Origin of the sequence: Bradyrhizobium sp. LTSPM299 (genome assembly GCF_000938235.1) — a bacterium.
Taxonomy (GTDB): domain Bacteria; phylum Pseudomonadota; class Alphaproteobacteria; order Rhizobiales; family Xanthobacteraceae; genus Bradyrhizobium.
This window is the reverse complement of sequence record NZ_JYMU01000081.1, coordinates 137,297-155,922: the sequence shown is the minus strand read 5'-3', so window position 1 is coordinate 155,922 and position 18,626 is coordinate 137,297. Positions and strand designations below refer to the sequence as shown.

Genomic DNA, 18,626 nt, shown 5'->3' with positions numbered 1-18,626 from the left:
TTCGCTGGGCTGCCTGGTTGCAACAAGCCTACGGCAGCTGCTTGATCTCTCCTGAACCTGATACGTGCGAATTAATCCGCGCCACGGCGCCATGCAGTTTGACGACGGCACTGCCGGAGACCGAGATATCGGCATCCTGGCGCGGCGCGAGATCGACGTCGGTGCTGCCGTGGATTTGCGCGCTGGCTCGTTCGGTGATCAGCCGGCCAAGGTCGGCGCGGCCGGAGCCGGCGGACTCGAGCGACACCTCGCGGGCCGCTCCGCTGGCGGTGACGACGCTGCTGCCGTGCATGGTGATGCGCAGCACATCCTGCTTGATGTCGGCGAGCTTCAGATCAGCGCTGCCCTTCATGTTCACGCTGGTCTTCTGGGCGACGAGCCGGCCGAGGTCGGCGCGGCCGGAGCCTGCGGACTCGAGCGATACCTCCTTGGCCTCGCCGCTTGCCGTCACAGTGCCGCTGCCGTGCAGGGTGATGCGCAGCGCATCCTGCTTGATGTCGGACAGGTCGAGTTCGCTCGAGCCGTTCAATGTCCATGCCGCGACCGCGGGGCCGGCGAACTGGACGACGAGATCGCCCGCCGGAAAACAGTCGACCAGGCGGTCCCACTCCACCGTGTCCCACTCCAGCGTGCCATCGCGCAGGCGCACATGGCTGACTAGGTCCGCGTCGCCGCTGACGCTCGCCTGTGGCTTGGGTGAGGGCTGGTAGTGGACCTGCGCCGGAATATTGATCTTGACGACGTCGCTGCCGAGCCACCCGAGATCGACGGTGCGGCGCTCGCCCGAACCGGCCTTTTTCGTCGATGGCAGCGCCGCGCAGCCTCGCAACGTGCCGGCCCAGGATCGGGAATCACCGTCGATCCAGTCCGTTGCTGAAATCAGAATCGTGAATATCCCGCACGCCGCTGCAATGCTCAGTGACACCGCCGCGATCCCCGCAAGACGTCTGTTCATGACGCACCTCCTACCTTGTTAAGCCAGATCCTGTTCCGGCTTGAGCAGCCGGTAGTGCAGCCGGGCGTAACTCCCGAGCATCTTCACCACGCTGTTGAGCGCCAGCAGCAGCAGCGCGCCGCCCCCGACGCTGCCGGCGATCAGCCCGATGCCGGCGACCGCGCGCAGCAGCATGGCGGCGATCGAAGCGAAATGCCCGAGCTTGACGAGGCTCAGCAGCAACCCGACGCCGACGATGCCGAGCACGACGATGATGAGGCCCGTCACCAGCATGATCAGCATTGCCGCGAACAGCAGCGGCAGCAGGAACAGAATGTCGACCGTTGCCAATCCGCCCAGCGCCAGCAGGGCGGTGGCGGAATTACCCAGGCTGCGATGATTTTCCCAGTGGCGCAGCCCGGTTTCGGCGCGCAGTTCGCGCGCCAGCCGCCGGGGGTCGCCGAGCGCCGCAGCCACCTCGGCCTCGCTTCGCCCGGAGGCCTCGGCTTCGTCGAAATAGGACATGTAGTCGGCGAGGATATCGTCGATCTCCCGCGCCGGAAGTCCGGCGAGCCCATCATTGAGAATGGTCAAGAAGGCAACGCGGTTCATCAGCGTTCTCCCAGCAACTGGTTGACGGCATCGGTGAACGTCCGCCACTCGCGTTTCTGCGCTGCAAAGGCAGCGCGGCCGGCCGGGGTCAGCCGATAGTATTTGCGCGGCGGGCCGCTGTTCGATTCAGCGAGCCGGGTTTCGACGAGCCGGTCGTCCTGCATGCGCCGCATCAGGGGATAGATCGTTCCCTCTCCCATGCCGACGCCGGCCGCGAGCGCGCTGGCAATCTCGTAGGCATAGCTCTCGCCGCGCGCCAGCAGCGCCAGCACGCACAATTCGAGCGCGCCTTTCTTGAGCTGGACCTGGTTCTGTTCGGTCATGGCAGTCGCGCGGTTGGCTTGGTTCGCAGACAGTCTATTACAAGGTATCTGTTATTGCAAGGTACAAGTTTATGAAAGGTAGTCCTCGGAGATCGCGAGCGCAGCCAGAGCGATGACGTTTCCTTAGTGGGAAGGAAAAAATGCTTTCGCAGGGACGATATCTTTGCGCGGAGACCTTCCCGCGATCACGTAAGGGGAAGCGCGCGAACATGACCGCCAGCCTCATTCCAAAGTCATGCGCGATACGGTAGTTCGCAGCTTGAACTCATCGGCATTATCCGCACACAATGACGGCAACCAGCCATCCTTGCGGGTTTTATCAGCCCGAACAAATGGATAGGGAAGAAACACGTGGGACAGATTGTGAAAACCACGGCCGCCATTGCCGCGATGCTGCTCAGCACGCCGGCCTTCGCCGCTTGGGAACCGAGCAAGCCGGTCGAGATCGTGGTCGCGGCCGGCGCGGGCGGCGCGTCTGACCAGATGGCGCGCATGATGCAGGCGGCGATCCAGAAGAATAATCTGATGAAGCAACCGATCGTGGTCTCGCTGAAGGGCGGCGCGTCGGGTGCGGAAGCGCTGATGTACATGAAATCCAGCGAGGGCGATCCCAACAAGGTGCTGATCGCCTATTCGTTGATCTACATGCTGCCGCTGTCGGCCAAGATTCCGTTCGACTGGCACGAGCTCACGCCGGTGTCGGTGATCGCGCTCGACCAGTTCGTCCTTTGGGACAATGCGTCGGGCCCTAAGACGGTGAAGGACTTCATCGCGGCGGCGAAGGCCGCCAGCGCGCCGTTCAAAATGGGAGGCACCGGGTCCAAGCGCGAGGACCATGTGCTGACCGTTTTCGTCGAACAGAAGACCGGCGCAAAGTTCTCCTATCTGCCGTACAAGTCCGGCGGTGAGGCTGCGACCCAGCTGGTCGGCGGCCACACCGAGTCCAACGTCAACAACCCCAGCGAAAACCTTGAGGTCTGGCGCGCCGGCCAGGTCCGCGCGCTTTGCGTGTTCGACAAGGAGCGCATCTCCTACAAGACCAAGGTCACTGAGACGCAGTCCTGGAACGACATCCCGACCTGCAAGGAAGAAGGGCTCGACGTTCAGTATCTGATGCTGCGCGCGATGTTCCTGCCGGGTAAGGTTACGCCGGAGCAGCAGGCGTTCTATGCCGACCTGTTCCAGAAGGTCACGCAGACGGCCGAGTACAAGGACTACATGGAGAAGCAGGCGTTGAAGCCGATCTTCCTCACCGGCAAGGACATGCTGGAGTTCCTCGAGGACGACGACAAGCTTAACGCCACGCTGATGAACGAAGCAGGTTTCGTCGCAAAATAACTCGCCCCGCTATGGCGGCAATCGCTTTACCTTCAGCGCGGAATGGCCTTGCAACTCGCCGACACGCGGTGATTATTGCGCCGCATTATGGTCGAGCGTGCGGGGTGCCCAATCGGCTGTCGCCGCCGCAGGACCGAGAGGAGCGATCATGACCAAAGCCGTTCTCGGGATCATCGGCGGATCCGGAATTTACGACCTGCCGGGTCTGGAAAACGTCCGCGAGGAGACGATTCTGAGCCCGTGGGGCGAGCCGTCGGCGGCGCTGCGGCGTGGCGAGATGGCGGGATTGCCGATCGTGTTCCTGCCGCGGCACGGCAAAGGGCATGCCTTGTCGCCGTCTGATATCAACTACCGCGCCAATATCGACGTCTTGAAGCGGGCAGGGGTCACGGACCTGGTCGCGCTGTCCGCTTGCGGCTCGTTCAAGGAAGAGTTGCCACCGGGCACCTTCGTGCTGGTCGACCAGTTCGTCGACCGCACTCACAAGCGCGAGGGCTCGTTCTTCGGAAAAGGTTGCGTCGCGCATGTTTCGATGGCGCATCCGATATCGCCGCTTCTCGCGGCGCATCTGGAGGCTGCAGCCGAAGCCGAGGGCATCAATTTCGCGCGCGGCGGCACCTATCTCTGTATGGAAGGACCGCAGTTCTCTTCGCTGGCGGAAAGCCTGACCTACAAGGCGCAGGGCTATTCGGTGATCGGCATGACCAACATGCCGGAAGCCAAGCTCGCCCGTGAGGCCGAAATCTGTTACGCCAGTGTGGCGATGGTCACCGATTTCGATTGCTGGCACCCGGCCCACGATGCGGTGACGGTGCAGGATATCATCCGGGTGCTGAGCTCGAATGCCGAGAAGGCAAAGACGCTGGTCGCACGTCTGGCGCAGGATTTCCCGCGCCAGCACGAGCCGTGTCCGATCGGCTCCGACCGCGCACTGGATACCGCGCTGATCACGGCGCCCGAGGCGCGTGATCCGGAGCTTCTCGGGAAGCTCGATGCCGTCGCCGGACGGGTGTTGCGGTCGTGAAAGTCGACGGACAGCATTTTCGCAGCATCTGGCTCGAGCCCGATGGCTGGTCGGTCGGCGCGATCGATCAGCGGCGGCTGCCGCACGAGTTCATTGTCACCAGGATCACGACTGCTGACGAGGCCGGCGAGGCGATCCGCTCGATGCTGGTCCGCGGCGCGCCGCTGATCGGCGCCACCGCCGCCTACGGCATGGCGCTCGCGATGCATGACGATGCCTCCGACGCGGCACTCGAGCGCGCGGGCAAGATGCTGATCGCGACCCGGCCGACGGCGATCAACCTGAAGTGGGCGCTCGACGAGATGCAGCACGCGCTTGCGCCGCTTACGGCCGCGGCGCGCGCGGAGGCGGCTTACGTCCGCGCACGTGAGATCGCCGACGAGGACGTCGCGATCAACAAGGACATCGGCCGCCACGGCCTCGGCCTGATCGAGGCGATATCAGCGACAAAGAAGCCGGGTGAACGGGTCAACGTCCTGACGCATTGCAATGCCGGCTGGCTTGCAACCGTGGATTGGGGAACGGCGACGTCGCCGATCTATCAGGCGCATGATCGCGGTATTCCGGTTCACGTCTGGGTCGACGAGACGCGTCCGCGCAATCAGGGCGCCTCGCTCACCGCGTGGGAACTCGGTCATCACGGCGTGCCGCATACAGTGATCCCGGACAACACCGGAGGTCATCTGATGCAGCATCGCATGGTCGATCTGGCCATCGTCGGGACCGATCGGGTCGCGGCCAATGGTGACGTCTGCAACAAGATCGGGACCTATCTGAAAGCGCTCGCCGCGCACGACAATGGCGTGCCGTTCTATGTTGCGCTGCCGTCGCCGACCATCGACTTCAGTATCGATGATGGCATCAGGCAGATTCCGATCGAGCAGCGCGCGGCGAGCGAAGTGACGCACCTCACCGGGCGCACCGCGGATGGACGGATCGAGACCGTGCGCGTGGTTCCGGACGGTTCGCCGGTCGCCAATTTCGGTTTTGACGTGACGCCTGCGCGGCTGGTGACCGGATTGATCACCGAGCGCGGTGTGCTCAGGGCGGACCGTGCTGCACTTGCGAGTGCGTTTCCCGAACGCTCTGCCGCCGGCTGAAGGTTACATTGACGCCGGTAACACGGGCACTGTATCCAGCGTGCCAGCCTTGAGCAGATAAACCTCCATGTCCAAGACCGATATTGAAATCGTCGTCGACGATCCGACCACGCCCAAGGCCAACTCGCCTGCGGTCGTCAGTACCGGCGTTGTCGACGTCGTCGTGTCGCTGCTGCTGCTTGCGCTCGCGATAACGCTCGGATGGGACAATTGGCGCGCTGGCGCGTCATGGGACTCGACCGGACCGCAAGCGGGCTATTTTCCGTTCTATCTCTCGGTCATCCTCTGCGCCGCCAGCCTCTACGGTCTCGGCGTCGCATTTGTCTCGCGCCGCGAAGCCGCTGAACCCTTTGTCACCCGCGCCCAGCTTCGCCGGGTGATGGCCGTGTTCGTGCCGACATTCCTGTTCTGCCTCGCCACGCAATTCCTCGGGCTGTATGTCGCGAGCTTTCTCCTGATCGCAGGCTTCATGCGGCTGGTCGGAGAGATCGCGCTGTGGAAGTCGCTCTCGACCGCCTTCATCTTCACCGCCGTGATGTTCGTGACCTTCGACATCGCGTTCGACGTCATCATGCCGAAGGGCCCGCTCGAGGCGGCGTTCGGCTACTAAAGCATGATCCGGAAAAGTGTGAAGCGGTTTTCCGAAAAGATCATGCTCAGACAAGGAGCTAAACCGCGATGACGATTCACCCCAATCTCATCGCGCTTTAGCTGATCGACAGGATTTCGAGATATGGAAGCCTTCGGTCTCTTGCTGCACGGCTTTGCCGTGCTGCTGACCTGGAAAACGCTGCTGCTGATGATGGTCGGCCTCGTGCTCGGCATCTTCGTCGGCGTGCTGCCCGGGCTAGGCGGACCGAATGGCGTTGCGATCCTGCTGCCGCTGACCTTCACGATGGACCCGACCTCGGCCATCGTGATGCTGTCCTGCATCTATTGGGGAGCGCTGTTCGGCGGCGCCATCACCTCGATCCTGTTCAACATCCCCGGCGAGGCCTGGTCGGTCGCGACCACATTCGACGGCTATCCGATGGCGCAACAGGGCCGGGCGGCGGAAGCGCTCACCGCGGCGTTCACCTCGTCATTCATCGGCTCGCTGGTCGCCGTGCTCCTGATCACTTTCCTGGCGCCGATGATCTCGTCGTTTGCGCTGAAGTTCGGCCCGCCGGAGTTCTTCGCCGTCTATCTCCTGACCTTCTGCTCATTCGTCGGCCTCGGCCGCGAAGCCAAGCACAAGACTGTCATCTCGATGTCGCTCGGGCTTCTGCTCGCCGGCGTCGGCATGGACACGGTGTCGGGCCAGCTTCGCATGACGTTCGGCTCGGCCGACCTGCTTCGCGGCATCAACTTCCTTGTCGCTGTGATCGGTCTGTTTGGCATCAGCGAGATCCTGCTGACCATGGAAGAACGTCTGGCGCTGCGCGGACACGCCGCCGGCATCAGCCTGCGCGTGGTGCTCTCGGTCTGGAAGGACCTTCCGAAATACTGGGTGACGCTGTTGCGCTCGTCCCTCATCGGCTGCTGGCTCGGCATTACGCCGGGCGGTGCGATCGCGGCCTCGTTCATGGGCTACAATCTCGCCAAGCGCTTTTCCAAGGACCCGGAAAGCTTCGGCAAAGGCCGTATCGAAGGCGTGTTCGCGCCGGAGACCGCGGCGCATGCCTCGGGCACCGCTGCGCTGCTGCCGATGCTCGCGCTCGGCATTCCCGGCTCCGGTACCGCGGCGATCCTGCTCGGCGGGTTGATGGTGTGGGGCCTCAATCCCGGGCCGCTGTTGTTCGTCGAGCACAAAGACTTTGTCTGGGGCCTGATCGCTTCGATGTATCTCGGCAACGTCGTCGGCCTGGTGCTGGTGCTGACCACCGTCCCAATTTTTGCCTCGATCCTGCGTGTGCCTTTCGCCGCCGTTGCGCCGATGATCGTGGTGTCCTGCGCGATCGGTGCCTATGCGATCCAGAATGCGATGTTCGACATCTGGCTGATGCTGAGCTTCGGTGTCGTCGGCTATATCTTCAAGAAGATCGACATCCCGCTCGCGCCGTTCACACTCGCATTGGTGCTCGGCAGCCGCGCCGAGGACGCGTTTCGGTTGTCGATGATTGGATCGGGTGGCGACATGACGGTGTTCTGGTCGAACGGTCTCGTCGGCTCGATCACGACGCTTGCGATAGCGCTGTTGTTCTGGCCCGTCATCGACTGGGCGGTTGGCAGCGTCGGACGACTGCTGCGACGAAGCTAGATTGGGCCGCTTGTTCATTCAAGCGGCCCATCTGGCGATCGCAGCCGTGCCGTCTGGATCGCTTGCCAGACGCGGCAGGGCGTTACGGGCATGTCGAGATGGCGCACGCCAAGCGGCCCCAGTGCGTTCATCACGGCGTTCATGATGGTGGGGGGTGCCGCGATAGCACCGGCCTGACCGCTTCCTTTAACGCCCAGCCGGTTGGCGTGGCTCGGAAAGTCCGACGTCAGCCGGCCCTCGAATGAAGGAATATCGCCGGCGCGGGGCAGCGCGTAATCCATCAGCGAGCCGGTCAGAATCTGGCCGGTCTCCGCATCGAAGCAGGCGTGCTCGAATAGCGCCTGGCCGATCCCCTGAACCACGCCGCCATGAACCTGCCCCAGCGTCAGGCGCGGATCGAGCAGGCGGCCGTAGTCATCGAAGATGGAATAGCGGTCGAGCGTCACGTGGCCGGTCGCGGGGTCGATCTCGACTTCGGCAACATGGCAGCCGTTGGGAAAGGTGTAGCGGTCGCAGAGGTGGGTTGCCTGGTACACGAGGCCCGGCGCGAACTCGTCACGGGGCATCTGGTACGAGGCTCGCGCCACATCGTCGAGGCTGATCTCCTGGCCGGTCGTCGCCACCCGCAGTATGCCCGCCTCGTAATGGACAGCGTCGACGGTAGTCTGCAGCAGCCGCGCCGCGAGTTTTCGGCCGTTTTCGATCAGGCCTTCGGCCGCCATCACCAGCGCGGTGCCGCCCTGGTGCATGGAACGTGCGCCGCCATGCCCGCCGCCGCGGTCGAGATCGTCGGTGTCGCCCTGCCGGAATCGAAATCGCTCGATCGGCAGGCCAAGCGCGTCGGCTGCGATCTGGGCGTAGGTGGTCTCGTGGCCCTGGCCGTTGGAGTGCGTGCCGACTTTCAGATCGATCCGGCCGTCTTCGCCGAAACCCAATTCGGCCACCTCATTGGGTTGGCCGCGCGCGGTTTCGAGAAAGCAGGCATAGCCGAGCCCGCGCAGCAGTCCGCCCGCGCGCGAAGTTTTCCGGCGCGCCTCAAATCCGGTCGTGGTGGCGATGGCGTGATCAATCGAGTAGGCAAAGCTGCCTTGTTCGACCGTAAGCCCCATTGCGCTCGGATGCGGAAAGCGACGAAAGATATTCTTGCGCCGCAGTTCTAGCGCATCCATTCCGAGCTCGGCGGCGGCGATGTCGATCAGGCGCTCGATCAGGTAATTCGCCTCGGGCTTGCCGGCGCCGCGATAGGCGTCGACCGGCGTCGTGTTGGTGAACACGCCCCTGGTCTCGAACGCGATCAGCGGGATGTCGTAGACGCCGCCCATCGCGCTCGCCATCGCCATGGTCGGCACGAGAGGCGCCACCGTTGAGACATAGGCGCCGAGATTGGCCAGCACCCTGGTTTCGAGCGCCAGCAACCGGCCATCGCAATCGAGCGCCAGGCGGGCGTGGGCGATGCTGTCGCGGCCATGCGCGGAGGCAAGGAAATCCTCGCTGCGGTCTCCGATCCATTTGACAGGACGGCCGAGGCGACGTGCTGCCCATAGCACCAGCACCCATTCCGGATAGAGCACGTTCTTCATCCCAAAACCGCCGCCGACGTCGGGAATGCTGACGCGTAGCTTTTCACGCGGGATACGAAAAACGGAGTCGGCGAGCTGGTCGCGGATCCCATGCGCGCCGGCGGCCGAGGCGGTCAGGTGCATACGGTTGCTGGCGGCGTCGAATTCGCCGAGCGCGCCGCGTGTTTCCAGCGGCGCGGCCACGACGCGGTTGTTGATCAATTCGCATTCCACAATATGGGCGGCGCTACGGATCGCTGCTTCGACCGGGCCAATCTCGCCGCGGTTGAACTGGAATGCGATGTTGTTGGTCGCCTCCGGCCAGATGCGCGGGGTTTCCGGCAGAACCGTATCGGCCAACGCGATCACCGGCCGCAGCGGCCGATAGTCGACGACGACGGCCTCGGCGGCGTCGCGCGCACTTTCGGCGTCTTCCGCGACCACGAAGGCGATGGGCTCGCCGACATAGCGAACCGTATCACGCGCCAGCGCGTGATACGGCGGGATCACGAGCGGCGTGGTCATCGGAATATGGGTCGCCGCACAAGGCAACGAGCCGATATCGTCGGTAGCCATGTCCATTCCGGTGAGCACGGCCACAACGCCTGGTATTTGCTTGGCCGACTCGCTCTGGATAACAACGATGCGCGCGTGCGCATGGATCGAGCGCACCACCATGCCGTGAAGTGCGTTTGGCGCCGCATGATCGGCGATGTAGTGGCCGCGACCTCTCACGAAGCGCTCGTCTTCGAGGCGGTTGATGCTGCGCCCCAACAAAGGTTCGGTCATGGGACGGTCGCATCCGATAGGCGCGTGCTCGTTGGATTGCAGCCGCTCACGAGCGGCTTTCTCACACCACCTTGCGCTGCCTGAGCTCGGCGATCTCGTCCTTGTCGAAGCCGAATTCGGCCAGCACTTCCTCGGTCTGCTCGCCGAACTCCGGCGGTCGTGCGGCCATTTTGCTTGGCGTCCGCGACAGCGTCACCGGTTGTCCGACCAGCTGGATATGCCGGTTCTCGTCATTGGGAACGTGCTGGGCAATGCCGAGATGCTTGACCTGGGCATCCTCGAACATCTGGTCGATGGAGTAGATCGGTCCGCAGGGCACGCCGGCCTCGTTCAATTCCTTGACCCAGGTCTCGGTGGATTTTGTCTGGGTGAGCTTGTCGATGGTCGCATTCAGCGCATCGCGGTTCTTCGAGCGCAGGGGAGCAGTGACGTAGTCGGGATGGTTGAAAAGCTCGGGCGCGCCGAGAGCCTGCGCGCAGCGTTCCCAGATCCGCCCGCCTGTCGTTGCGATGTTGATGTAGCCATCGGACGTCTTGAACACGCCGGTCGGGATCGAGGTCGGATGATTGTTGCCGGCCTGCTTTGCCACGTCCTTTTCCATCAGCCAGCGCGAGGCCTGGAAATCCAGCATGAAAATCTGCGCTTGCAACAGCGATGTCTGCACCCACTGGCCCTCGCCGGAGACGTCGCGTTCCAACAGCGCGGTCAGGATTCCCATCGCGCAGAACAGTCCGGCGGTGAGGTCGGCGACGGGAATGCCGACCCGCATCGGTCCTTCACCGGGCGCGCCGGTGATCGACATCAGCCCGCCCATGCCCTGCGCGATCTGATCGAAGCCCGGCCGCTTGTGATACGGGCCGTCCTGCCCGAACCCGGAGATGCTGCCATAGACGATCTTCGGGTTGATCCGGCGCAGGCTGTCGTAATCGATGCCGAGCTTTGCCTTGACGTCGGGACGGAAATTCTCGACCACGACATCGGCCTGTTCCGCCAGGCGCTTGAACACGGCCAGACCCTTCGGGTCCTTCAAATTGAGGGTCATCGCGCGCTTGTTGCGATGCAGGTTCTGGAAATCGGATCCTTGGCGGGCGCCGCCGAGCTGCTCGCCGCCGGCATCCTCCAGCAGCGCATCGATCTTGATGACATTGGCGCCCCAATCCGCGAGCTGGCGGACGCAGGTCGGTCCGGAGCGGACACGGGTCAGATCGAGCACGGTGAAACGGGACAGGGCTTGGGACGCGTGCGGAAAGGGCATTGAGAACACCTCTTGTTTGGCGGGCCACTCCGGAAATCGGTTCGGTCTGACTTAGACAATTTGCCAAGCCTTTCCAACTGTTAGGCGTTGGAATTGCCCGGAAACGACCGATTCGTCGGGGCCCGCTCCCGGATACGGCTGGGTGGACACGATAACCGCAAATCTACGGCGGCGTCGACCGGGGGCACCGGGCCTGTGGCTGGCATTTGACCAAGCCGCGGCTGCAGGTTGACCCGTGCGCTTTAATGATTTTCCAATGCTGTTTCTGCAAAATTGCAGGAGACGAAATGTCATTGGGCCATGTTATTCTCGACCCCTCTTTGGGTGATCCATCCAAGAAGCCCGCAAGGGACCAAATGAGGCAATTCTTTTGAGTAAGATTTTCGGCTAAGCGATGAAGCGCCCTCACGACGGTTTCGACGCGTTCGGCGACAATTTCCTTGCGAACTGGGACGGCTTGGATCCGACCGGGGACGCGATGGATTCGTCGGGGTCGATGACACCAACTACGCCTGTCGCCGGGACGCTGCTCGCCCATTCTACTCCGGCCCAGGTGCTTGGCGGCGAGGTCTCGGACCTGAATGCAGGTTTGGCAGCGCTGACCCAGCCGGCCGCATCCGCCTTTGAACCGATCGCGACCTTGGCCAGCTTGGCCAATCCGATATCGGGGACGGGCGGGGGCGCCACAAGTTCTGCCGTCAGTTCGGGGGGCGCCACCGCGGCGCAGGTTCAGCAGGCTCTGAACGAGAGCGGTCTGAGCGTCAACGGCTCCGGTATCAAGGTCGGCGTGATCTCGGACAGCTTCAACAATCAGGGCGGCGCCGCCGCGGACGAGGCCAGCGGTGCGTTGCCGTCCGCCGCAAATATCCAGGTGCTGGAGGACCGATCGTCGGGCGGAACCGACGAGGGCCGCGCGATGATGCAGATCGTGCATGACATCGCGCCGGGCGCCAGCCTTGCGTTCTACACCGCCGATATCAGCGAGCAGGATTTTGCCAACGGCATCCTCGCGCTTGCGGCCGCCGGCTGCAAAGTGATCTGCGACGACGTCAGCTATTACGACGAGCCGTTTTTCCAGAATGGCGTCGTCGCGCAGGCCATTCAGACCGTAGAGGCCGAGGGCGTCACCTACATCACGGCCGCCGGCAACAATGCCAGCAACGCCTATCAGGCGGCATGGACGCCGATTTCCGGCGTGTTCGACGGATACGGCTTCGCGGACGCCGAGAGCTTTGGCGGCAGCATGGCGCTGAACATCACGGTCACCGCCAGCGCAACCAATCCATCTCCGCTGTTGCTCGAATGGAACCAGGCCTACGGCTCGGCCACGGCCGATCTCGTTCTGAACGTCTTCCAGAACGGAATCTATCTGGGCTCGATGTCGAACAGGTCCGTCGGCTCGTCCACCAATCCGTGGACAGCACTGCAGTTCACGGCTTCCGGCACTTACCAGATCGTGATCGACAACCTCTCGTCGATACCCAATTCCGATCCGACCTTGATCAAGCTGATCTCCGCCGCCGACGGCCTGCCGGTCACCATCAGCGGCGCCAACGGCGGCACGGTGTACGGGCATGCGATGACGCCCGGCGCGATCACTGCGGGTGCCGTCAGCGCGGCCTCGACGCCGGCCTTCGGCACCAGCCCCGCGCAGAGCGAAGTATTTTCGTCGTCGGGCGCCGGAACCGAGCTGCTGTTCGCCAACAATGGCACGGCGCTGTCGTCGCCCGATCTGTTGAGTCCGGTCGTCGTTTCGGGGCTGGACGACATCGCGACGACGGTTTCGGGGAATCTCAGCGACTTCTACGGCACCTCGGCCGCATCGGCGAGCCTCGCCGGCGTTGCGGCGCTGATGCTGGCGGCCGACCCGAATCTCACGCCGGCGCAGGTCGAACAGATCATGGAGCAGACTGCGCTTCCGATGGCCAATTCGGCCGTCAGCGGAGCCGGTCTGGTGCAGGTCAACGCGGCAGTTGCCGCGGCGATGGCGCTGAACCCTGTTGTGATCGAGGCGTTCGGATCGACCGAGCTGGTGCGGATCGCGAATGTCTATGACCTCAATCCTGTCGGCGGCGGTACCGGGCCGACGCTGAAGTATCAGGGGGCAGCGATCACAGTTGGCGAATTTGCCGGCTGGTCGCCGATCGGCGCTGAGGCGACGTCAACCGGATATGATGTCGCCTGGAAGCTTGCCGGGGCAGATCAATATACGGTCTGGGCCACTGACGCCAACGGCAATGACACCGTCAAGCTGGTCGATTCCGTCTCCGGCAGGAGCGCAGCGCTGGAAGCGCTGGAGGCGACTCTCCATCAGGATCTCAATGGCGATGGTGTGATCGGCATTGTTTCGATGACGATCGAGTCTCAGGGATCCACGAGTCTGGTGCAGGTTGGAAGTGTATACGATCTCAATCCCGTCGGCGGCGGCACCGGGCCGACGCTGAAGTACCAGGGATCAGCGATCACAGTCGGCGAGTTTGGCGGCTGGTCGCCGATCGGCGCTGAGGCGACTTCAACCGGATATGACGTGGCTTGGAAGCTTGCCGGGGCGGATCAGTATACGGTCTGGGCCACCGACGCCAACGGCAATGACACCGTCAAGCTGGTCGATTCCATCTCCGGCAGCAGCACAGCGCTGGAGTCGCTGGAGACGACCCTCCATCAGGATCTCAATGGCGATGGTGTAGTCGGTATTCCCTCGACAACGATCGAGTCTCAGGGATCCACGAGTCTGGTGCAGGTTGGAAATGTATACGATCTCAATCCCGTCGGCGGCGGCACCGGGCCGACGCTGAAGTATCAGGGGGCAGCGATCACAGTTGGCGAGTTTGCCGGCTGGTCGCCGATCGGCGCTGAGGCGACTTCAACCGGATATGACGTGGCTTGGAAGCTTGCCGGGGCGGATCAATATACGGTCTGGGCCACCGACGCCAACGGCAATGACACCGTCAAGCTGGTCGATTCCGTCTCCGGCAGCAGCACAGCGCTGAAATCGCTGGAGACGACCTTCCATCAGGATCTCAATGGCGATGGTGTAATCGGCATTGTTTCGACGACGATCGAGTCGCACGGATCAACGAGTCTGGCGCAGGTTGGAAATATCTATGACCTCAATCCTGTCGGCGGCGGTACCGGGCCGACGCTGAAGTATCAGGGGGCAGCGATCACAGCTGGCGAGTTTGTCGGCTGGTCGCCGATCGGCGCTGAGGCGACTTCAACCGGATATGACGTGGCTTGGAAGCTTGCTGGGGCGGACCAATATACGGTCTGGGCTACCGACGCCAACGGCAATGACACCGTCAAATTGGTAGATTCCGTCTCTGGAAGCAGCACGGCGCTGGAATCGCTGGAGACGACCTTCCAGCAGGATCTCAATGGCGACGGCACGACAGGGATTCCCGCGAATCAATCTAGCGTATATCCCGTGCAATCGTTCGCGCCTGCGGCACTGACAGGCGAGCCGCTCAGTGGCAGCTCCTTCTTTTTCCGCGCCGAGCCTGTTGTGAATACCATCGATGCCGACCTGTTGGGATTCATTGGTTCAGTTCCCAGAGGCAGTCAGCCGTCGGCATTTTCGGAGATTGCCGCTTTGGATGCGCCATCGCCGGCGGACCACCTGGGGCATGAGTTCTTCGGCGGCCTTGGCGATCTGAGTACGGCGGCGAACATCAAGGTCGCCGATCTACATTCGAGCGCGACACTTATCCACTGAGTCGAAGAGCGGATTGCTTTGGCTGAAACCCGCCGGTACGATCATACACGCCAAAATCCGCCGAACCGACCCTAGGGCATGGGCGAACCGCGAATGTTGCGCTACAAGCATTTCCCATGATGGCACACGACCGATCGAAAAAGCACCGGATCGTCGTTTTTGGCATCGGCGAAATCGCCGAGCTAGCGGACTTCTACTTCACGCATGATTCCGAATACGAAGTGGTAGCGTTTACCGTCGACAGTGCGTTCCTCAAACAGACGGAATTTCGCGGGCGTCCAGTGGTGGCATTCGAGCGGGTCGACGAGGAATTCGCGCCCCAGGAGTTCGGGTTTTTCGTCGCCGTAAGCTACGCACGGATCAACGCAGTACGCGCCGAGAAGGTCGCTGCCGCGCGTGCCAAGGGATATCGGCTGGTCTCCTATTTGAGCAGCCGCGCTACGGTATTTCCTGATTTTCAACTCAGAGAGAACTGCCTCATTCTCGAAAACAACACCATCCAGCCCTTCGCAACTGTGGGTGCGAACGCCACGCTATGGAGCGGCAATCACATCGGTCACCATTCCAGGATCGAAGATGATGTCTTTCTCGCATCGCACGTTGTGGTATCCGGCGGAGTAACGATTGGGCAGGGGAGCTTCGTCGGGGTGAACGTCACGATCCGTGATCACGTTACGATCGGGAAGAAGTGTGTGCTCGGCGCCGGCGCGCTCGTCCTGGAAGATCAGCCGGACCTTGCGGTGGTGGCGCCGCGCGGATCCGAGCGATCACCGGTACCGAGCACTCGTCTCCGAAGCCTGTGAGAGCGGGATGCCCTGGAAGCGCCTTGGTCGTGTTTTTGCACCTGATGGCCAACATGCCTTCGCGCGCAGCCACGCCGCGCTGCCGGTGCCCATGCATCTCGACGGGGATATTTTCCGCGTGTTCTACAGTTCGCGAGATATCGAGAGGCGGTCATACGTCGGATGGGTCGACGTCGAGGTATCGGAAACGCCGCGTGTTATGCAGGTGGCGCGCCAACCTGCGTTGTCGCCGGGTGAAGACGGCACCTTCGACGACAGTGGAGTCGGAATTGGCTGCATCACGGCAACCGATGACGGCTTTGCGCTATACTACATGGGATGGAATTTGGGCGTTCGCTCGCCGTGGCGCAACGCGATCGGTCTGGCGCGATCGCGAACACTGCAAACGCCGTTCGAGCGATTTTCGCCGGGACCTATCCTCGATCGGTCGCCCGAAGACCCTTACACGCTGTCATATCCTTGCGTATTGCGATTGGCTCCCAGAGATTGGCGGATGTGGTACGGTTCAAACCTGAGGCCAGCGGTCGGGAATGCTGATATGCAGCATGTGATCAAGATGGCCCGATCGAACGATGGCATTCGTTGGACGTGTGACGGTGCAACCAGCCTCGGATTCGCGAACAACGATGAATATGCGCTGGCCCGGCCAAGCGTTGTCAGATGCGGCGACAGATTGTTGATGTGCTTTGCTTGTCGCGGGGACCATTATCGCGTCGGAGCCGCATCAAGCAGCGATGGAATAAATTGGACCCGTCTCGATGCAGTTCTCGGACTTCTCCCCTCTTCCAGCGATTGGGACGAGGAAATGACATGTTATCCGGCGCTGTTCTGGCATCGCGACCGGTTATGGCTCGCCTACAACGGCAATGCATATGGTGCGACCGGATTCGGTCTTGCGGTGTGGGACGGCGCCTTGCCGATTTAAACGCCCGCTGGTCGGGCCTATTCGATCGGTGGTGCAGAATGTCGGATCAGGACCGTAAATTCGTAAAGGCCATAGTCCTGCAGGAGGGCAACAGAACGGCCATAGCGCGAGAGGCAGTGCGCTAAGGTTTCTACGGGATCGGCATAATACAGGTTCGGCCGGCGGCGATCTGCATCGCTCGACAGACTCAACACGTTGAAAGCAAAACCCCGCCGCCCGCATTTTGCGAGCAGATCGATGGTGTGGTGCACATAGCGTGTCCAGTCATCCCTTGCGAAGTCGCCCCTGACGTTGAAAACGCCGCTGGCAATCGCGAAGTCTGCGGTTTCCGTGGGGACGGCTCCGATCCTCCATTCGTTGTCAGTGGTCTCGCCATAGAGTTCGCGCGCTTTTTCGATCATGGTTGGCGCGATGTCGTAACCAACGAAGCGGCCGTGATGGCCGTTGGCGCGGAGGAACCCAAGAAAATCTCCGAAACCGCAGCCGAGGTCCATCACGCTCGCGGCCGGATCTCCGTCGAGCAGGCGAAGAAACTGGCGGTGCCGCAGTTGATGTGAATCAACTCCGTTCCAATCGACGCCCTGCGGCGTCGCTCCGTACACCTTGAGCTTTGAAGCATAATAGGACGCAACTTCCGGCAAAATCCTGGACTGAACGATGTCGTTCATCAACGAAAGCTCTCGTCTGGGCTGGACGTCGGGGTTCGGGGCTCGATGATATTGTCAGGCGGATCGCGCGTGACGTCCGTCTTGTGGACTCGGCGTATGACAGTGTACGGCCGCCGCTTCGTCTCCGCCATAATATTGGAGATATAGATGCCGAGTATTCCGAGAATGAGGGTGATGAAACCGCCCAGAAACCAGATCGAGATGATTTCCGAGGTGAAGCCGTTCACGCCGATGCCCGAGGTGAAATACCGGGCGAGGTAATAGAGGATCACGACAACGGAGAGGCCAAAAATCGCGATGCCGGCAAACAAAATAAGATAGAGCAATCGCGTGGACGTCGTAGTCACATGTTTGACCGCCATTTCGATCCGTCGCCAGGTCGAATAGGTTGACGGGGAAAGGGATAGTTTACCGACGGTCAACGGCTGCTGTCGAAATCCCGTGATGTCCCACAGGTGAGCTATCAGGAAGTCGCGATCGCGGTGTCGTACCAGCGCGCGAACATACGCGCGCGTCATCAACCGCGACGTGACGAGATTGCGGGGGAGGGGATGATCGCTCAGCGCGGCGACCAAGGTGAAGAAGGCCGCGCCCGTAAAGCGCTCGATTAGCCCTCCGCGTCGGCTTTGCTGTACGCCGTAGACGACGTCGCAATCGCCTTTCGCGAAGCGTTGGTAGAATAGCTTGATATCCTCGGGCTTCTCTTCGAGGTCACTGTCGATAAGAAATACCAATTCTCCGTTGGCGTAACCGAGGCCGGTCATCATCGCTTTGTGGTGGCCAAAATTGCGAGCCAGATCGACAATGACGACGCGCGGATCCTTGCGTTGCAACTCCAACGCAACGTCGAGGCTGTGGTCGGGAGAGCCATCATTCACGATGATTAGCTCGATGTCAGGGAAAAGCTCCCCTGCGGTTTTCATCGTCCGATGATAGAACTCTTCGATCGTCGAAGCCGACCGGTACAACGTTGTCACGACGGAGATTTTCACGATTCTCTCTTGCGGATCGCCAGACATTAGAAGTTCCAGTAGCGTGCGGCGGCTGGCTCGGTCCGGGCCGGATTGTCTGGCACAGGCTCCGTCGCGTTCCGCGGCTTCGTCGCATTGCAACGTCCGCGAGTTGGATTAAAAATCGCACAAATCGGTTGAACCGGTTTGTTGCCGAGGGGACATACTCTCAGGGAGGGGGCGCCTACTGCTTGCATGCTCAGATTTCCGTAAGACCCCACGATTGGCCACATCTTTAGTTGCTCTGTGTGGCGGGATACTGCAAATAGCGTAACTTAGAAAGTGCACGACCTTGGATGACCGGTACGCGTTCGGTAGTGCGGCGCGTGGATTTC

At 62.0% G+C, this 18,626-nt stretch carries 15 protein-coding genes; 8 read left to right on the top strand and 7 right to left on the bottom strand.

Going from position 1 to position 18,626, the window contains the following annotated elements; genetic code table 11:
- Positions 1-28 precede the first annotated feature (28 nt).
- The 3 genes from UP10_RS35545 to UP10_RS35535 are packed head-to-tail and all read right to left on the bottom strand — an operon-like array spanning position 29 to position 1,869.
- Positions 29-955 (bottom strand): GIN domain-containing protein, encoded by a 927-nt coding sequence (locus tag UP10_RS35545; protein WP_044591836.1) that lies wholly within the window; start codon positions 953-955, stop codon positions 29-31.
- Between the two features lie 18 nt (positions 956-973).
- Positions 974-1,546 (bottom strand): DUF1700 domain-containing protein, encoded by a 573-nt coding sequence (locus tag UP10_RS35540; protein ID WP_044591835.1) that lies wholly within the window; start codon positions 1,544-1,546, stop codon positions 974-976.
- Entirely contained in the window at positions 1,546-1,869 is a 324-nt protein-coding gene (locus UP10_RS35535; RefSeq protein WP_044591834.1) for a PadR family transcriptional regulator, read from the bottom strand. Before UP10_RS35535 ends, UP10_RS35540 begins: the two co-directional genes overlap by 1 nt.
- A 390-nt stretch (positions 1,870-2,259) precedes the next feature.
- Here UP10_RS35535 and UP10_RS35530 point away from each other — a divergent pair, with 390 nt between their 5' ends.
- The 5 genes from UP10_RS35530 to UP10_RS35510 all read left to right on the top strand — a co-directional run bounded on the left by UP10_RS35530 (position 2,260) and on the right by UP10_RS35510 (position 7,570).
- Complete coding sequence (locus UP10_RS35530; RefSeq protein ID WP_044591880.1) at positions 2,260-3,207, top strand: Bug family tripartite tricarboxylate transporter substrate binding protein; 948 nt, start codon at positions 2,260-2,262, stop codon at positions 3,205-3,207.
- A gap of 148 nt (positions 3,208-3,355) precedes the next feature.
- Complete coding sequence (locus UP10_RS35525; protein ID WP_044591833.1) at positions 3,356-4,231, top strand: S-methyl-5'-thioadenosine phosphorylase; 876 nt, start codon at positions 3,356-3,358, stop codon at positions 4,229-4,231.
- The gene (mtnA, locus tag UP10_RS35520; protein WP_044591832.1) at positions 4,228-5,331 is read left to right on the top strand and encodes an S-methyl-5-thioribose-1-phosphate isomerase; all 1,104 of its coding nucleotides are present in this window, start codon (positions 4,228-4,230) and stop codon (positions 5,329-5,331) included. Before UP10_RS35525 ends, mtnA begins: the two co-directional genes overlap by 4 nt.
- Positions 5,332-5,398: 67 nt before the next feature.
- A complete protein-coding gene (locus tag UP10_RS35515; protein ID WP_044591831.1) occupies positions 5,399-5,941 on the top strand; it encodes a tripartite tricarboxylate transporter TctB family protein in 543 nt (180 codons plus the stop codon).
- 123 nt (positions 5,942-6,064) lie between these two features.
- A complete protein-coding gene (locus UP10_RS35510) occupies positions 6,065-7,570 on the top strand; it encodes a tripartite tricarboxylate transporter permease (RefSeq protein WP_044591830.1) in 1,506 nt (501 codons plus the stop codon).
- 14 nt (positions 7,571-7,584) lie between these two features.
- On the opposite strand, the gene UP10_RS35505 is transcribed toward UP10_RS35510, so the two are convergent.
- Together UP10_RS35505 and UP10_RS35500 are read right to left on the bottom strand one after the other, a co-directional pair.
- A complete protein-coding gene (locus UP10_RS35505; protein WP_044591829.1) occupies positions 7,585-9,918 on the bottom strand; it encodes a xanthine dehydrogenase family protein molybdopterin-binding subunit in 2,334 nt (777 codons plus the stop codon).
- Positions 9,919-9,979: 61 nt separating this feature from the next.
- Positions 9,980-11,173, bottom strand: coding sequence for a CaiB/BaiF CoA transferase family protein (locus UP10_RS35500; RefSeq protein ID WP_044591828.1), 1,194 nt, complete (start codon positions 11,171-11,173; stop codon positions 9,980-9,982).
- A 394-nt stretch (positions 11,174-11,567) separates the two neighbouring features.
- Between UP10_RS35500 and UP10_RS42385 the strand changes: the two genes are divergently transcribed.
- From UP10_RS42385 to UP10_RS44865, 3 genes are all read left to right on the top strand, one after another.
- On the top strand, positions 11,568-14,885 hold the full coding sequence (locus UP10_RS42385; protein ID WP_050043964.1) for a S8 family serine peptidase: 3,318 nt from the start codon (positions 11,568-11,570) through the stop codon (positions 14,883-14,885).
- 116 nt (positions 14,886-15,001) lie between these two features.
- Positions 15,002-15,688 carry an acetyltransferase gene (locus UP10_RS35490; protein ID WP_245322102.1) on the top strand — a complete coding sequence of 229 codons (687 nt, stop codon included), beginning with the start codon at positions 15,002-15,004 and terminating at the stop codon, positions 15,686-15,688.
- Positions 15,689-15,695: 7 nt separating this feature from the next.
- Positions 15,696-16,613, top strand: coding sequence for a glycoside hydrolase family protein (locus UP10_RS44865; RefSeq protein ID WP_044591827.1), 918 nt, complete (start codon positions 15,696-15,698; stop codon positions 16,611-16,613).
- A 17-nt stretch (positions 16,614-16,630) separates the two neighbouring features.
- Here UP10_RS44865 and UP10_RS35480 read toward each other — a convergent pair whose 3' ends face one another.
- Positions 16,631-17,281, bottom strand: coding sequence for a class I SAM-dependent methyltransferase (locus UP10_RS35480; protein ID WP_044591826.1), 651 nt, complete (start codon positions 17,279-17,281; stop codon positions 16,631-16,633).
- Entirely contained in the window at positions 17,281-18,300 is a 1,020-nt protein-coding gene (locus tag UP10_RS35475) for a glycosyltransferase family 2 protein (protein ID WP_050043963.1), read from the bottom strand. The genes UP10_RS35480 and UP10_RS35475 overlap by 1 nt, the downstream gene beginning before the upstream one ends.
- Positions 18,301-18,626 lie beyond the last annotated feature (326 nt).

What these genes read in the sequence shown, in the direction of transcription:
- UP10_RS35500 (WP_044591828.1), bottom strand. Translation starts at nt 11,173, where the DNA reads ATGCCCTTTCCGCACGCGTCCCAAGCCCTGTCCCGTTTCACCGTGCTC.
- UP10_RS35515 (WP_044591831.1), top strand. Translation starts at nt 5,399, where the DNA reads ATGTCCAAGACCGATATTGAAATCGTCGTCGACGATCCGACCACGCCC.
- UP10_RS35510 (WP_044591830.1), top strand. Translation starts at nt 6,065, where the DNA reads ATGGAAGCCTTCGGTCTCTTGCTGCACGGCTTTGCCGTGCTGCTGACC.
- UP10_RS35535 (WP_044591834.1), bottom strand. Translation starts at nt 1,869, where the DNA reads ATGACCGAACAGAACCAGGTCCAGCTCAAGAAAGGCGCGCTCGAATTG.
- UP10_RS35490 (WP_245322102.1), top strand. Translation starts at nt 15,002, where the DNA reads ATGATGGCACACGACCGATCGAAAAAGCACCGGATCGTCGTTTTTGGC.
- UP10_RS35475 (WP_050043963.1), bottom strand. Translation starts at nt 18,300, where the DNA reads ATGTCTGGCGATCCGCAAGAGAGAATCGTGAAAATCTCCGTCGTGACA.
- UP10_RS35505 (WP_044591829.1), bottom strand. Translation starts at nt 9,918, where the DNA reads ATGACCGAACCTTTGTTGGGGCGCAGCATCAACCGCCTCGAAGACGAG.
- UP10_RS35530 (WP_044591880.1), top strand. Translation starts at nt 2,260, where the DNA reads ATGCTGCTCAGCACGCCGGCCTTCGCCGCTTGGGAACCGAGCAAGCCG.
- UP10_RS44865 (WP_044591827.1), top strand. Translation starts at nt 15,696, where the DNA reads ATGCCCTGGAAGCGCCTTGGTCGTGTTTTTGCACCTGATGGCCAACAT.
- UP10_RS35540 (WP_044591835.1), bottom strand. Translation starts at nt 1,546, where the DNA reads ATGAACCGCGTTGCCTTCTTGACCATTCTCAATGATGGGCTCGCCGGA.
- UP10_RS42385 (WP_050043964.1), top strand. Translation starts at nt 11,568, where the DNA reads ATGAAGCGCCCTCACGACGGTTTCGACGCGTTCGGCGACAATTTCCTT.
- UP10_RS35525 (WP_044591833.1), top strand. Translation starts at nt 3,356, where the DNA reads ATGACCAAAGCCGTTCTCGGGATCATCGGCGGATCCGGAATTTACGAC.
- UP10_RS35545 (WP_044591836.1), bottom strand. Translation starts at nt 955, where the DNA reads ATGAACAGACGTCTTGCGGGGATCGCGGCGGTGTCACTGAGCATTGCA.
- UP10_RS35480 (WP_044591826.1), bottom strand. Translation starts at nt 17,281, where the DNA reads ATGAACGACATCGTTCAGTCCAGGATTTTGCCGGAAGTTGCGTCCTAT.